Source organism: Pseudomonas turukhanskensis, assembly GCF_027922365.1.
Classification (GTDB): domain Bacteria; phylum Pseudomonadota; class Gammaproteobacteria; order Pseudomonadales; family Pseudomonadaceae; genus Aquipseudomonas; species Aquipseudomonas turukhanskensis.
Window position 1 is genome coordinate 158268 of sequence record NZ_BSFN01000008.1, and the last position, 14856, is coordinate 173123.

A 14856-nucleotide genomic window follows, 5' to 3' on the forward strand; every position below is an offset into this window, starting at 1 on the left:
CTTCGCTTTAAACCTCGTGATAGATGTGCGTGGTGAACTGGACCAGTTCCTCAGCGGCATTTCGCGCATGCTCGGCCGCAACCTCATATTCCCTCGCCTCATCACCCAGGTTTCTGCTGGTCGCCGTTTGCTGCTGCCGCTTGAAAAAAACCTCCTTGTCTCGAATGGCCCGTATGGCGACCCAAAGTGCTTCTTCAATCGATTTATTCTGGATTTGCGCAAAGGTCTTAGCCGTAAAGGAGTGGCCCGTATGACAGCGATAGCGCAAAGGCGCGTTGTTCGTTTCCCACAGGACACCTTGGCACTCAGGGCACACCAGTGGGGTGCGAGCAAAGAGTCCATCCATGATTTCCGTCGCTGCATGGGCGGGGTGGAGGTCGAGGTCGCATTCGACGGCTAGTTCTTTAACTCACGTTCTTATTCGGACGCTCCGAGCTTGTGCGTATCAGCTCCGATAGCTGGGGAGAGATCGCCCGTAACTTCAGGCAGTGGTCAACCTGGAAGAAGTCCAGCGCGCTTCGGGGCATGCTAGGAGATTCTGCCTCTGCGGGATCTTGTACAACCACGACTCCCCCGCACGATTTAACTGCCTGTGCGCCTACGGTTCCGTCATCCAGCTCACCGGTCAAAAGCACTGCTATCGCGCGCTCCCTGTAGCTGAAAGCAGCAGAACGAAACATAGGATCGATAGCCGGTCGGCAGTAATTTTCTTTGGCTCCGTGGCCCAAGTGAACTACGCCGTTGCCTATAAGCAAATGAGAGCCTGGGGGCGCTATGAGGACCGCTCCAGGGATTAATAGGTCTCCCTCTTTAGCGAATCTGGCCGGGAACGGAGAGGCGGTCGATAGAAGTTCAGGTAGCAGGCTTCGATCTCCGATATGCATCGTGATCGCAATGGGCGCGTTAAAATCTTCAGGCATCGCGCCGAACATTTCCCTTAACGCAACTAGCCCCCCTGACGAAGTGCCGATCACAACCACGGGTCCTTCTGTCGGCATGGGCGCGCCTTTTAACGTGAGCAGATAACTTCGAGGCCGCCTCTGGCACAAGTTAGTTCAAATGAGATCTCAGCGGCCCCGGGTTTACGCGCCTCGAACCTTTATCTTCCGCGCAAATGTAGCGGGGTATCCCAGCGGGCGCCCACCGCAAAGTAAAAGCAACGGTCACGGTTCGACCTCGCGGGTGCGAGAGGTTAATGGCGATGGACTTGCCCTTCGTGCTCAAGCTCAGGATCCCTGCGACGGTTAGCGTTCCCGTCTCAGAAGACCGCTTTTGGCCGTTAACTGCCTGTCGTGACCGGCTGCAATCGGCCAGTATGTATCGGCCATACCGGGCAGCAATCAGTTGGTAGATGGGTCCATAATTACTTGGCTTTGACGAGCAGGAGCTCCGCTTACACGGATATTCCTGCACCAACCGCCCGCCCTTCTGATTCTGGACAGGTTCATAGCGCAGAGCTTGTTCTAGGCATGTTGAGCCATGCGTGATGGGCTCAACCTAGCTTGGCAATGTGTCGAGTTAACGGATCAAAGCGGCGGTGGCATGCAGTCGAGGTGTCTGCTAGCTACGCCTAGAACTTCTTTTTGGAGCGGCTGATCCCCGCTGAGCACGACCGCTTGCATTGCAGCCATAACAGCAAGGCCGTTGGCATTCCGCACGAGATCTGCGATCAGTTGCACTGGGTATCCTTCAGCGTGCCGGCTGAGGGGGTGAATTCCTGCATGGGCGTAGGAGTTCAACGCCTTCCATGAGTTTTCCTTGAATCTGTTTAACGCAGCGTAGGCCTCGACTGGGCCTGTCTTGCTAAGGGCCGTCATCATGTCTGCGGTTTGCGGAAGATTTTTAGCGCCCTGCTCGGTTACGAGGGTCAGCTTTTCTGAGAGCTTATTAAGCTGTTCTTCGGATGCCGCATATAACAACCAAACGGAACGCAGCAGAGCCTCAAATTGAGAGCGATGCACTACCGCAGCGGAAGGAAGCAGTCCGAGCTCAAGCATCGTTAAAGTGGCAGTCCAATGTTCCAGTGACATTGAGCACGCGACCCCGCTCGTAATGATTCTCTTGGAATCGTCGTACAGGCCCAAAGTGAAGTACTCGGCCAGTTCCTCACCCATCTCAGCGGACTTTTCAAATATCGTTTTGTTCATCGGGGTGGCAGCTCATAAAGGTGATACTAACGACGCGAGGTAGGCGCTAGCGTTTGTCACCAGCGAGCTTCATCACTCGATAATCTTGGACCAGAACAAGACGCTCCAGCATGTCGAATTCTGGATGGCTGCCCAAATAACTTTTGAGGGAGTCGAAGGCTTCCTTTGAAAGGGCGATCGCGTGCTTGCTCAGCTCGGCCTGGGCAAGAAAATGGAAATTCAATGCGATTGCGTCGAATAGAGCCTGAGCTGCTTCATGTTCGAAATTTTGCAGATGTTCTTCACTCGGTGGTGCCACCTGAATATTACTTCGGACCATCCCCATTGCTATCTCATTCAGCTCCTGTAACTGAAGCCTGATAGTAGGAGAAAACGGTATTGATTGGTTGTGCGAGAGGTCTGTGAGGCCGCAAAGACGGCTGATTTGCGCCTGAATGTCTCCTTTCTCGGTGGAGCCGCTGCTGTCTTCAATGAGGTATTTGAGCTGATCAAATTCTTCGTTAATCGCAGTGACTAAGCTTGCTTCCCAGATTCGATCTTGCTGGACCACCGTAAATTCCTTTTGTTGTGCGTGGCCATAAAGGGCTACGCGTTTGAAGGCTTACTTCCCGGTCTAAAGTGGCTTTTCTGCGTGGAGAAGTGAGCGCCGGGGCATCCGGTCCCGTTACGGTATTCATGCTTTTTACTTCGCTAAGCCTTCCAGCGCCCATCAATCGGTCTAGCCGAAAAAACCGTCCAAAAGCTTTGCAAAAGAGTGTGCTGCGCCTTCCCCTGAGGCGCAACTAACCCATTCGATTCCGTGCCATTTCGAGCCAAGCCCGGCCATTTTAAGCCAAACGATGCCATTTTCAGCCAAGTGAAGCCAAACGACGCCATCTTTAGCCATTCAATGGACGGTGTACCACGTGTCGGACGCGCTAGCGCAAACAGGGTGTACCGGGTGTCGGACACGCCTTCGGACGTCCCAGTTCTAATCGGGGTGGGTTTTTTTGGCGGTACACCCACCTACAATTCACCACATTGGCAGAGAAAATTTGACCTCTAGGAAACGCGTAGTCCAAATGCGTTTATTGGAGAAGATGGGGCGAGCGAATCCTCCAGGATTTCTTAGGCTCGTTCCAGACCGTTCAAGGTCCTCTTTAGCGAGATGGTTCGTACAATGGCCGGTCTATCCAAAGTTTTGAATGAGCAGCAGCTGCTGGACGCTGCGTCCAGCAGCCAGCCATAGAGTGAGGACTACCCCATGCCGACCTACGTAAATAGCGAGGTGTATACGGTCATTAAAAAGGTTAAACAGCTGGTCAAGGACGGGGAGTATTACGAAAAGGCCCTCGGTTATATCGACGCACTCTTCGATCTGGAGGTAATTGGGACCGAGAGTCGAAATGAGCTTCATCGCTTAGCTTCCGAGTCTGCTCAGGAAGTAAACAATCGGGAATGTCCTCGAGTCGTGGCAATGGCTGCAGGTTTCTATGCAATCCTTCAGCACAAAGGCTTGAATGGTCGAACATCCGCGGTCTATTCGGTAGCTAAGTTCGATGGCGCTGAGTCATGGGCCTATGAGGGCTCAGGCGAGCGTGTGATTCAAAGCGATGAAGACCTAATCGTTAGTGCCTGGCCGCTGACACACCAAACCGCAATACATACATACGAAAGCTTGAGCCCTGCTGAGCGTATTGCTGCTTTAGCGATCGATTTGGAGTCCGTGGCGATGTCGGCCTATCGCGTTGGCGAACACGATGTTGTAGTCGCGAGAAGCGATCGCGAAGCACTGGAGGTTCTGATTGCCCATCGTGGAGAGGAATTGCGCGCAATGCGCAGCCTGGCTGATGTGCAAGCCATCGCTGATGACGACCTTGATGTTGAGGTAGACGGTGACTTTACGATTCGCGATTTAATGGACGCCGCAGATGAGCCGGAGTATTTGGGCGACGGATCGACCGATTAATTGCTGCGTAATTGATCCAAACCTCTGGGCCAAACTCGACATATTTACTTCACAGATAAAGGGCTCCCTGCGTGGCCCTTCAGTGTGATTTTTAGCCGTGAGTTGGAATTACGGTGCTAGTGGCGTTTCGGCTGCGTACCCGCGTATGAGTCTGGATCGGCACGCCTGAACCAGGCCAAATTGGGCTTGCCAGAAGCGCTGGGTCTCCCCATAGGGCAAGCGCAAAAAATTCTTGGCTTATTACCGCCTAAAGCCTACGGCTCTTAGGAGAGGCACGAGCGGTTCATCGTGTGGATAGACCGAAGGCACCAAGACTAATGGGTACAGAACAATGAGATTGTCCTCATGTAGCGGCTAGCCCTCATTGGTTGAAGTAGCCGCAGGCCATAGGTGGTTTGGTAACTCATCTTCACCCACAACGAAGATCTTGCTCGGACCCAGAGTCTTGGCGCACGCCAGAACGTGGGAACCGTGCTGGGGTTTATATCGACCATTCATTCGACAGTGACTCTGCCTGCTTCAGCACCAACTCCACGGCATCTGATTGCTGGTCTGGCGGGTACTTCCACCGCTGCAAACAGCGACGCACCAAAATGCGTAGCTTCGCCCTTACGCTCTCACGAACCTGCCAATCGATAGTCGTACTGGCGCGCAGCTTCTCGGTAAGCTCCGCTGCGATTTTCTTGAGCGTCTCGTCACCCAACTCGCGTACCGCGCTTTCGTTGTTGGCCAATGCATCGTAGAAGGCAATTTCATCGTGACTCAGACCCAGCGCGGCTTCCCGCTCAAGCGCGGCCTTGAACTCCTTGGCCATCTGGATCAGTTCTTCAATGACCTGTGCCGTTTCGATCGCGCGGTTGTGATACCTGCGCAACGTTTCCAGCAAGCGGTCGCCGTACTTCTTCTCTTGGACCACGTTATTGCGCGCGCGCGCCTTAACTTCGTCACGCAACAGTTTTTCCAGCAGCTCCACAGCCAGATTGCGGCTCTCCATCTGCCGCACGTCCTCCAGGAACTCATCCGAGAGCAGGCCGATGTTGGGCTTATCCAGCCCGGCCAACGCAAAAATATCGTCCACGCCATCCGAGATGATGGCATTGTCCAAAATCTGCTTGAGCGCGCTGTTCTTATCAGCATCGCTGCGCTTCTTATCGACAGTGGTGAACTTGGTAATGGCCGCTTTGATGGCCGAGAAGAAGGCAATTTCCTTACGTAATGGCGCGGCTTCATCCAACGTACCGCACAAGGAGAAAGCCTTCGTCACCGCCAGCATGGTGTCGAGGAAGCGCGTTTTCCCGTCCTTGAGGCCCAGAATATGGTTGGCAACGGGCACCAGTAGTTCGAGTGGCCGGGTCTCAAATGCGCTGTAGTCGAAGCCGTGCATCATTCCTCGCACGATATCCATCTTCTCTAACAGCACAGCTAATGCTTCAGCAGAGTTGTGTGTGGGGTCACCCTTACCTTTGGCGTCTGTATAGGTCTTCAGCGCCGCTTTCAGCTCGTTGGCGATGCCGATGTAGTCCACCACCAGCCCGCCAGGCTTGTTCTTAAACACCCGGTTGACGCGAGCAATGGCCTGCATCAGGTTGTGCCCTTTCATGGGCTTATCAATGTACATGGTGTGGCAACACGGCGCGTCAAAGCCTGTCAGCCACATGTCGCGCACAATCACCAGCTTCAACGGGTCTTTCACGTCTTTAAAGCGAGTTTCCAGCCGTTTCTTCATCTGCTTGCTGTAAAGGTGCGGCTGCAGCAGAGCCTTGTCAGCAGCGGAGCCCGTCATCACGATCTTGATAGCCCCTAGCTCGGGGTCATCGTTGTGCCAGTCCGGGCGCAAACTTACGATGGCGTTATAGAGATGGGCGCAAATGTCGCGACTCATGCACACGATCATGGCCTTGCCGTCTGCCACAGATACGCGCGCCTCAAAGTGCTCTATCAGGTCACGTGCCACCTGTTGCAGGCGAGGTTCTGAGCCCACAAGCTTTTCCAGTGCGGCCCACTCGCCTTTGGTTTTTTCGCGACTGACGATGTCTTCTTCGTCTTCAACGACCTCTTCAACCTGCTCATTGAGCGTATCGATTTCGGCTTGGTTCACGTCCAGCTTGGCCAGCCGGCTTTCGTAGAAAATAGGCACTGTTGCACCATCATCCACGGCATCCTGAATGTCATAGATGCTGACGTAGTCACCAAACACTTCGCGGGTATCGCGGTCTTCCAGGGCAATGGGTGTGCCTGTAAAGCCAAGGAAGGTGGCGTTTTTCAATGCATCATGCAGATGTTTGGCATAGCCGAATACGTACTTGCCGGTCTTGGTGTCCAACCGGCCTTTGGTGCCGTACTGGCTGCGATGGGCCTCATCGGAAATCACCACGATATTGGTACGATCAGAGAGCAACGGATGCTTCTCTTCATCCTCCTGCAGCGCGAATTTTTGCACCGTGGTGAAGATGATGCCGCCCGCCTCGCGTGAGGCCAGCATCTCGCGCAACTCATCGCGGTCACCGGCTTGCTGTGGGGTGGTTTTGAGCAAGTCACTGGCGGCGCAGAAGGTGGCGAATAACTGGCCGTCTAGGTCGTTGCGGTCGGTCACGACGACCAATGTAGGGTTCTTCATCTCGGGCTGCTGCAACAGCTTGCCCGCATAGCAGGCCATGGTGATGCTCTTGCCTGACCCCTGCGTGTGCCACACCACCCCCGCTTTGCGTGAGCCCGGCTGCACCTCTTTGGCATAGGTCGCACGCTCTTCGTGGACCGCCAGCATGCCTTTATCCGCATGTTGGGAGGCAATTACCGTGGCGCGCACAGCCTCACGCACCGCATGAAACTGGTGATAGCCGGCAATCTTTTTGACGATGCTGTCGCCGTCCTGCTCGAACAACACGAAGTGCCGCACGTAGTCCAGAAACAACTCGGGTTTGAAGAAACCACGCACCACCGTCTCCAGCTCCATCTGCAGGCGCGGCCGGTCGTCTTCGTTCAGGATGGTGCGCCAGGGCAACATGCGTTCGGCGTTAGCCGTGAGCGACCCCACCCGTGCCGTCCAACCATCACTCACCACCAAGGCGACGTTGCTGTTGAACAGGTCGCTGATCTCGTCCTTGTATGTCTGCAGCTGGTTAAAGGCGTCCCAAACATCCGTTTGTTCGTTGGCTGGGTTCTTCAACTCCACCACCGCCAGTGGCAAGCCATTGACGAAGGCGATCAAGTCGGGTCGGCGTGGTTGCCGGGTGCCGGTGATAGTGAATTGGTTCACCACCAGAAAGTCGTTGTTGCTGGGCTGGGCAAAGTCGATGAAGTACACCCAGTCCTTCTTCTTCTCCTCGCCCACCGCAAATTCTACCGCCACACCGCTCAGCAACAGACGGTGCACGCTGCGGTTGCGCACCACCATCTGCGGTTCGCTCACCGTTTGCAGCGCATGCACAGCCTGTTCAAGCGCTGCAGCCGGAATCTGTGGGTTAATCCGTGCCAATCCGGCCAGGAGGCGCTCTCGCAGAACGACTTGGCGGTAGTCAGTGCGCTCAAGTGCGCTACTGTCCGGCGCAATATCCGGGCCGTGGGCAAAATGCCAGCCAACCTGCTGGAACCAGCTCAGGCACAGTTCTTCGAGTTGCTGTTCGTTCAACATGTGAAATCCTTACGCCTTCCTGGGCTTGCTGGCAAACGCTCTGGCTTGTAATGAAATAAGAAAACCAATACAAATCAACGCTTTAATGGCAAGCCGGCAACCAAAGCCGATTTGCGATGAAATGACGGCTATGCCCATGCCGGGATATACCCCTGCATAGCGACTGGAGTCCGGCGTTTTTCAAGATATAAGGCTTAAAGATGCTGCAACGCCATAAGTCGATCTGTCCTGGTGAGCAGCTCATCCAAATACCACCTGTCTACGCGCTACAGCGATGGCCAGCCTGAGAATCTGCTCCAGCAGGCTGTGATCCGGATTGCCCTCAGCATCGTGGGACGTCGGATACCAGAGTGGCCGAATTTTCAGTTGCAACAGCCGGGCTTCCTTGCGGGCTCGCTCTTGCGGTGTAGCAGGTTCATTCAGCAGGGCAAAGTGATCCGGGATTTCAAATGCCGCTTCATCGACCACTGATTTGAACAGATCGAGCGTCTTGTCCTGCTCCAGGCTACAGCCCAAGAACAGCAGTGAGTGGCTGATAAAGATTTGCCGCAGCGCCCGAGGCAACTGGTTTTGGAACGCGAACGGCTGGCCTGCTGCTCCGCCGTAGGCCTCCTGATATTGCGCCAGGGTGAATACATGGGTGTTGGCCTGCCCGGCATCTCCGTGCAGCTTCAGAATGCACCGCTCACCGCGCAATAGCCGCTGTACGAAGTTATTACCCGCCTGCATGCCGTGCATATAGCCATCCAGCGGCTGCTTTATTTCTCGAAACAGGTCTTCGATGACCGTATCGAAATTGGTGGTAACGATGCAGCCGTCTGCGAGATCGGGCAGTAGCGTGACCGGCCCGGTGATTGCCCCCCGCTGACGAAACTCGGTTTTGATGAAATGCCGCACAATTTCAGCGTCCGTTTCGTGCAGCACTTGCGCGGCTTGCAGGTAGTCGTATTGCGCCATCAGTGGCTCAATGTCCTGCACATCCAGGCCGCCTAGCTTTTGTGCGATCTTGCGTAGCGCCTCGCCCCACATTGGGTAACCGCAGGGTTTGGAAAGCCCCGCACCAACAAACGGCGCGATTCGCCCGAAACGAATGGCATCCACCAGGTCAAGGAAAACGGCTTGCTGGTCTGAGACCTTGATAAAGGCCGTCGCCGCTTCATGCTGATTGACCTGACACTGCCCCTCCCAGTGATCCAACTCATCCAGATAGGCATCACGCTCAACCCAATACAAGGCATCGCTCACCTTGATCAGGTATTCGTGCTCCGGGTCGCGCAGGCTTTTAAATGCCAGCGGCTCAGCCTCATCGAGTACAGCGTTGAACGCCTGATTCGACGAATACGCCGCCTGCAAGACCTCCTCGACCCTGTCCACGATATTGTTTTCACGAAGCTTCTTAATGTCCATCAAGCGTTCCCTGCTTGTTCGGCGAGCGCTTCGACAGACAATTCGCCGGAGAGCAGTTTGGGGAGGAGGGTGTCGCGGAGTTCTCGCAAGCTTTGCGTCTGTCGCTCATTAGCTTCCATTTGCAGATGCAGGTTCGAAACTTTTTTCGAAAACTCTAAACAGATACCGGGAGCAGCAACCACCACATCCTTTGAAATCAACTCCATCCAGTGACGCCGGTACTCTTGAAATTTCTGCTTTTCTTTAACGGCGTAATAAACCCAAACAGTAGGCCGACTTTGTCCCTGTAACGGAATCACATTCTGGGAAATATCAAACGGCTGACAGGAGAGTCGAGTAACACACGTATGGTCACCGAAAATAAACATCGAGTTTTCTGAACTGGCCGGATAGGAGGCGGCACCATTGTGAAATCCCAATAGTATTGATGCGCCCTGCTCAAAAACAGGTATTTGACCGTACTCTGAAACCTGCTCTCTTGTGTATCGTATTTTTGCAGAAAGTCGCGACAACAGTGTTTCGACCTTTGAAACACTCCAAGTCCTCGGAATCTCGCCTAACTCCGAGTCTTCCATCTCCTCCGGAAACAAAGTCGCGGTGGCGGCGAGTTGGTCGTATTGTTCGATAGGAAGGTCGTCGAGTTCAGGATCAGGCTTACCGCTGATGGTGCTAATCGCAGCGCGCAGCGGGTCGCGGCCTTCGGCCATGGCAGCGATCTTGGCTTTGACCGGGTCGAAATCGACAAACCACGATTTGAAGATGGCTTGCGCCATGGCTTCGAGGGTTTGGTTAATGCGACGGTTGAGGTCGATTTTTTTGTCAAGTGAGGACAATACGTCGGCAATCGACCTTTGGTCCTCCACCTCTTTAGGGCACCTGATCGAGAACGACTCAATCATCCCTTTGGTAAGTGCATTACGGGTGGCACCTACCGCAGCCAAGCCGAGCATGTGTGCTTGCATGGCCGGAGATATCAGGAAATATCTCAGGTAAGTGGGCCAGAGAGTTTCTTGATTGGTTCTGATGATTGCAACATGCTGATTCACACGCGCAGGCAATACTTCGCTCATGACTTGGCAGGCGCGCGCAACTGAGTCACCAGTGATGTTTAGCAAAACATCCTGCTCTTCCACTTGAACATTGGCTAGGCCTTGCGCCAGCTTCTCATCCAGATAGACCATGCCATCTTTTGAAAAACCTTCGTTGTAGACGTTCTGACTGCGAATGAACGCAATCGGCCCCTCATCCAAGTAGACGGACCCGCCACCTCTTGGTGTGGCACCACTACCAATTTTTGTACAAGCATCCCCGAGGCGAACATCTATCCATTCCATCATTCAGCCTCCAGCCCCTCTTGACACGGGAAGCCCAACCCCGCCAAGTTCTTCTGGATCTCCCCTTCCAATTTGGAGCTTTCGGCAAACTGCTCCGCCAACTGCGCTGTCAACCGAGCCATCTTGTCGGCAAAGGCTTCACCGTCGTCCTCCTGCTCCTCAGCACCCACATAGCGCCCTGGCGTCAGCACATGTTCATGCTTGCGGATGTCGTCTAGCGAGGCGGAGTAGCAGAAGCCCCGTATATCTTCAAAGCCCTCGCCGTGCTGCCAGGCATGGAAGGTGTCGGCAACCTTCTTGATGTCGTCCAGGGTGAAATCGCGCAGCACGCGGTCTTTCATATAGCCAAGCTGGCGGGCGTCGATAAACAGGAACTCGCCGCGTCGGTCGCGCTTCTTCTTATCGAGGTTAAAGCCGTTGGCCTTGTCCTTGGTGAGGAACCAGATGCAGGCGGGAATCTGCGTGTTGGTGAACAACTGGCCGGGCAGTGCAACCATGCATTCCACATAGTCTTGCTCGATCAGTTGCTTGCGGATTTCGCCTTCGTTGTTGGTGTTGCTACTCATCGAGCCATTGGCCAGCAGCAGCGCCATGCTGCCGGTGGGGGCCAGGTGGTAGAGCATGTGCTGCAGCCAGGCGAAGTTGGCATTGCCTTGCGGGGGCGTGCCAACCAGCCAGCGTGGGTCTTGTTCCAGCTTGGCGCTCCACCACTCCTTCATATTGAAGGGCGGGTTGGCCATCACGTAGTCGGCGCGCAGATCGGGATGCAGATCGTTTTGCAGGGTGTCGCCAGGCTGGCCGCCAAAATTGAAGTCCAGGCCACGAATGGCCATGTTCATGGCCGCCAGTTTCCAGGTGGTGGGGTTGCTTTCCTGGCCATAAACACTGATCTGGCCGGTTTTACCGTTGACCACCCTGCCGCCATGCTCGGCGATAAACTCCTCGCTCTGTACAAAGAAACCGCCCGAGCCCATGGCGGGGTCGTACACCCGACCCTTGAAGGGCTGCAGCATCTCCACGATCAGTGTGACAATGCTTTTGGGGGTGTAGTACTGGCCGCCCTTTTTGCCTTCTGCTAGGGCGAACTGGCCGAGGAAGTATTCGTAGACGTGGCCGAGGATGTCTTTGCTCTTTAGATTCAGCGGCTGACCGTTATAGCTGGGCTGGCTAAAGTTGGTGTCGGAGAAGTGGGCGATCAGATCGGCTAACTTGTGGCTGTCGAGCTGGGTGCGGGAAAACTCCTTATTGAGCACGTTCTTGAGTTTGGGGTTCTCGCGCTCGATGGCTTCCATGGCGTTGTCGATCAGCCAGCCTACGGTGCGCATTTTCTCTGGTGTGTCTTTACCCGGCGCGTTCCAAGGCAACGGCTCACCGGGTGGCACTTGCGCTAACTCGCGCAGGGTTTGCCAGCGTGCCTCGATTGGCACCCAGAAGACGTTTTTCTCGGTGTAGTAGTCGCGGACTTCTAACTCGGCGGCGAGATTCTCTTCGTATTCTTCGCTGCCGAGGTCACCGTAGTCCGCCGGGTCCATAAAGTAATCGTCGGCGGGGTTGGTGAGTTGTGCACGTAGCTCACGCTGGCGTTCCTCGAAGGCATCGGATACGTATTTGAGAAAAATCAGGCCGAGCACAACGTGTTTGTAAACCGATGCATCCAAGGAGGAGCGCAGCTTGTCCGCGGCAGTCCAGAGCTTCTTTTCGAGCTCAGTGAAGAATTGTTGTTCGATGGGGTTCATCTGACATTCCCTAAGTGCTAGGCCCTGTTAGTTTCGGTGGGCCTGGTCCAGCGAAAAATCGCACATTGCCGCCTCGCTAAATGCCAGGCAGTTGTATTGCGCGGAAAGATACACATCATGGCCTTGTAAGCGCCACAGCAAATAACCTGGCACGTCGCTAGTACTCACGCCTGATCGCCTTATAGGTACCTTACCGGCACGCGCTCGATAGACACTGAGTTTATTGATCGTGGGAGCGACTCATGCCTTGGGAGGGCACAAGGCCTTTAATGCTGGAGCGTTATCGCCCTCGAACGGCCACGTTTGGCTTACCGTGTAAAAAACGCATTAGGCAATGCCAAAGGGAAAATGTGAAAACAGCGGCGGCTATCTTCGATGTTTTCGGAACGCTGATCGAGATCCGAGAGCGGCGTAGTCCTTACTTGCGGCTACTGAAGCATGGAAGGCTTCAGGGGCGGCGCCCACGACCTGATGACGCCCTACAACTCCTTACTCGCGATTTCACATTGCGCCAAGCAGCAGACCATTTTGACATCACAATTGATGCTCTTTCGCTTCGAGAGTTAGAGCTGGTTCTCGAAGAGGAATTAGCTGGTCTCAAATTGTTTCCTGATGCGCTAGAAGCGATTGCGTTGCTGCAGGATGCAGGTGTTAAAACGGCTGTCTGCTCCAATCTGGCTGCGCCATACGGACCTTCTGTGCGAGGGCTGCTACCTGGCCTGAACGCATATGGTTTTAGCTATTCCATCGGTGCAGCGAAGCCTGATCCAAATATTTACAACGCGACTTGTTCGATGCTCTGCATTGACCTTGGGGAGCAAACAGCCAATGAGCGTGTGGTCATGATTGGAGACTCTCTGCAGTGCGATCGTGATGGGCCTGCGCATGTTGGGATAACTGGATTTCACCTTAATCGACGGGGCGACGAAGGAATTACGAATTTAGTCGACTTCGCAAAAACGGTGGTGGTGAATGCCAGGTATTATTCTGCCTGAGGAGGGCTAGGAGAGTTAGGCGCTTAATAAAGTTTTCAAAAACACCGTTTATTGTCTAATTTATTAGACATGGCTAAAGAAAAAATACCGATTTTCCCGAAAGAGCAAAAAGTGCTCATTGCGTTTGGTGAGCGTATTCGATTGGCTAGGCTCCGGAGAAATATGAGCGCCGAAACCATGGCTGCTCGTGCATCCTGCTCGCGGATGACTTTGCACAAAGCTGAGCTAGGTTCGCCATCGGTAGCGTTTGGGACCTACCTAAGAATCCTGGCAGCTCTGCACCTGAGCGAGGATATAAATCTTCTCGCGCGCGACGATGAGGTAGGACGCCGCTTGCAGGACTTGGAGTTGCCGCGGAGAAGAGTCCGCAAAAATGGCTAGCGATCTAGAGGTTTGGCTTGATAGCGACTTGACGCAGTCCTTAACTCGAGTCGGAACGCTATCGAATGATCGGGGCGGGATTCGGATTGCCTACGACAGCGCTTGGCTGAGTAGTCCGCTAAGCCTATTGATGGACCCGTCTTTGACCTTAGATCAGACCCCGTTTTTCCCGAAAGCTGAGGCGGGCATTTTTGGTGTGTTATTGGATTCATCCCCAGATCGTTGGGGGCAAACACTCATGAGGCGCCGCGAGGTTTTGGAGGCGAAGAATGTTGGGCGGAAACCCAATAACCTCTACGCGTGGGATTTCCTCGTAGGCGTCCAGGACTCTAGTCGCCAAGGAGCGTTGCGCTTCCGGCTAGCAGGTGAAAATGGGTTTATTAGCGCCAATCCGATAGCCATCCCTCCCTTGGAGTCTCTCCCTGAGCTGGCAGAGGCTGCTCGCCAACTTTCGAGCAAGCGGGTCGATGATTTGGTCTCCCTCGAGCAATGGGTGAGCCTGGTTGCTGCTTGTGGGGCCTCCCTGGGCGGTACCCGACCCAAAGCTAACTTCCTCGCAGCGGATCAGACTGACTGGATTGCAAAGTTCCCGGCCGAGGATGATGAGATTGATGTTGGCGCCTGGGAGGGGGTCACTCAATTCCTTGCTGTTCGAGCTGGTGTGGTTATGCCGAGAGCAAAAGCCGTTCGTTTAGGTGGCAGTCACCATACTTTCTGTGTTCGTCGATTTGACCGCTCTCCACGGGGCAGAGTCTTTTACGCGTCGGCCATGTCAACGCTCCGGGCTGAGCAAAGTGAAGGTGTGAGTTATCTCGATCTGGCCCAGTTTCTTCAAACTAATGGTTCGCCGGAGCACCTCTATGGTGATTTGGCGCAGTTGTTCAGACGTGTCACCTTCAATATTGCTATCGGCAACCGTGATGATCATCTGCGTAACCACGGGTTCCTTATGAGTCAGCAAGGCTGGCGTCTTGCCCCTGCTTTCGACGTTAACCCTGCTCCTCACCTAGCAGCTCATGTCCTAAACATTGATGATCAGGACAATCGACCCAGCCTTCAAGCGCTGACTGACACCGCCTTTTGTTACGGCCTAGATGATCGCCAGGCACTTCAAGTCATTGAGGAGGTGCTGGAAGTGGTTGGGGAGTGGCGGTCTATTGCTCAGCGCATGCAGTTACCCCGTTCGGAAATTGAACTGATGGAGTCGGTGATTCTTGCGTTTTAATTGATGGCTATCACTTTTGATTGGGTTCGGTTAGCTGGCCTGCAAATGGAAA

Annotated in this window: 12 protein-coding genes; 4 read left to right on the plus strand and 8 right to left on the minus strand. The window is 54.3% G+C overall.

Translation table 11 applies throughout. From position 1 onward, the window contains the following. Positions 1 to 7: 7 nt before the first annotated feature. The 4 genes from PKE98_RS15390 to PKE98_RS15400 form a co-directional block, all read right to left on the minus strand. Positions 8 to 346: a hypothetical protein gene (locus tag PKE98_RS15390; protein WP_271196189.1), complete on the minus strand. Its 339-nt coding sequence runs from the start codon at positions 344 to 346 to the stop codon at positions 8 to 10. 58 nt (positions 347 to 404) lie between these two features. Beyond that, the gene (locus PKE98_RS27155; RefSeq protein WP_373877867.1) at positions 405 to 998 is read right to left on the minus strand and encodes a chemotaxis protein CheB; all 594 of its coding nucleotides are present in this window, start codon (positions 996 to 998) and stop codon (positions 405 to 407) included. A 528-nt stretch (positions 999 to 1526) separates the two neighbouring features. Further along, a complete protein-coding gene (locus PKE98_RS15395) occupies positions 1527 to 2147 on the minus strand; it encodes a DUF6988 family protein (protein WP_271196190.1) in 621 nt (206 codons plus the stop codon). Positions 2148 to 2193: 46 nt separating this feature from the next. Next, the gene (locus PKE98_RS15400; protein ID WP_271196191.1) at positions 2194 to 2697 is read right to left on the minus strand and encodes a hypothetical protein; all 504 of its coding nucleotides are present in this window, start codon (positions 2695 to 2697) and stop codon (positions 2194 to 2196) included. A 693-nt stretch (positions 2698 to 3390) separates the two neighbouring features. Here PKE98_RS15400 and PKE98_RS15405 point away from each other — a divergent pair. Beyond that, positions 3391 to 4095 carry a hypothetical protein gene (locus PKE98_RS15405; protein WP_271196192.1) on the plus strand — a complete coding sequence of 235 codons (705 nt, stop codon included), beginning with the start codon at positions 3391 to 3393 and terminating at the stop codon, positions 4093 to 4095. Between the two features lie 481 nt (positions 4096 to 4576). Here PKE98_RS15405 and PKE98_RS15410 read toward each other — a convergent pair whose 3' ends face one another. The 4 genes from PKE98_RS15410 to PKE98_RS15425 all read right to left on the minus strand — a co-directional run bounded on the left by PKE98_RS15410 (position 4577) and on the right by PKE98_RS15425 (position 12203). Continuing rightward, on the minus strand, positions 4577 to 7726 hold the full coding sequence (locus PKE98_RS15410; RefSeq protein WP_373877868.1) for a type I restriction endonuclease subunit R: 3150 nt from the start codon (positions 7724 to 7726) through the stop codon (positions 4577 to 4579). Between the two features lie 240 nt (positions 7727 to 7966). Beyond that, positions 7967 to 9133, minus strand: a complete 1167-nt coding sequence (locus tag PKE98_RS15415) for an SIR2 family protein (RefSeq protein WP_271196193.1) — start codon at positions 9131 to 9133, stop codon at positions 7967 to 7969. Further along, a complete protein-coding gene (locus tag PKE98_RS15420) occupies positions 9133 to 10470 on the minus strand; it encodes a restriction endonuclease subunit S (protein ID WP_271196194.1) in 1338 nt (445 codons plus the stop codon). The genes PKE98_RS15415 and PKE98_RS15420 overlap by 1 nt, the downstream gene beginning before the upstream one ends. Further along, positions 10467 to 12203, minus strand: coding sequence for a class I SAM-dependent DNA methyltransferase (locus PKE98_RS15425; protein ID WP_271196195.1), 1737 nt, complete (start codon positions 12201 to 12203; stop codon positions 10467 to 10469). Before PKE98_RS15425 ends, PKE98_RS15420 begins: the two co-directional genes overlap by 4 nt. A gap of 269 nt (positions 12204 to 12472) precedes the next feature. Here PKE98_RS15425 and PKE98_RS15430 point away from each other — a divergent pair, with 269 nt between their 5' ends. The 3 genes from PKE98_RS15430 (at position 12473) to PKE98_RS15435 (ending at position 14804) form a co-directional block, all read left to right on the plus strand. Next, complete coding sequence (locus tag PKE98_RS15430; protein WP_271196196.1) at positions 12473 to 13198, plus strand: HAD family hydrolase; 726 nt, start codon at positions 12473 to 12475, stop codon at positions 13196 to 13198. 69 nt (positions 13199 to 13267) lie between these two features. Beyond that, positions 13268 to 13579, plus strand: a complete 312-nt coding sequence (locus PKE98_RS27160; protein ID WP_373877871.1) for a helix-turn-helix domain-containing protein — start codon at positions 13268 to 13270, stop codon at positions 13577 to 13579. A 142-nt stretch (positions 13580 to 13721) separates the two neighbouring features. Next, complete coding sequence (locus PKE98_RS15435) at positions 13722 to 14804, plus strand: type II toxin-antitoxin system HipA family toxin (RefSeq protein WP_373877869.1); 1083 nt, start codon at positions 13722 to 13724, stop codon at positions 14802 to 14804. The last annotated feature ends 52 nt before the right edge of the window (positions 14805 to 14856 follow it).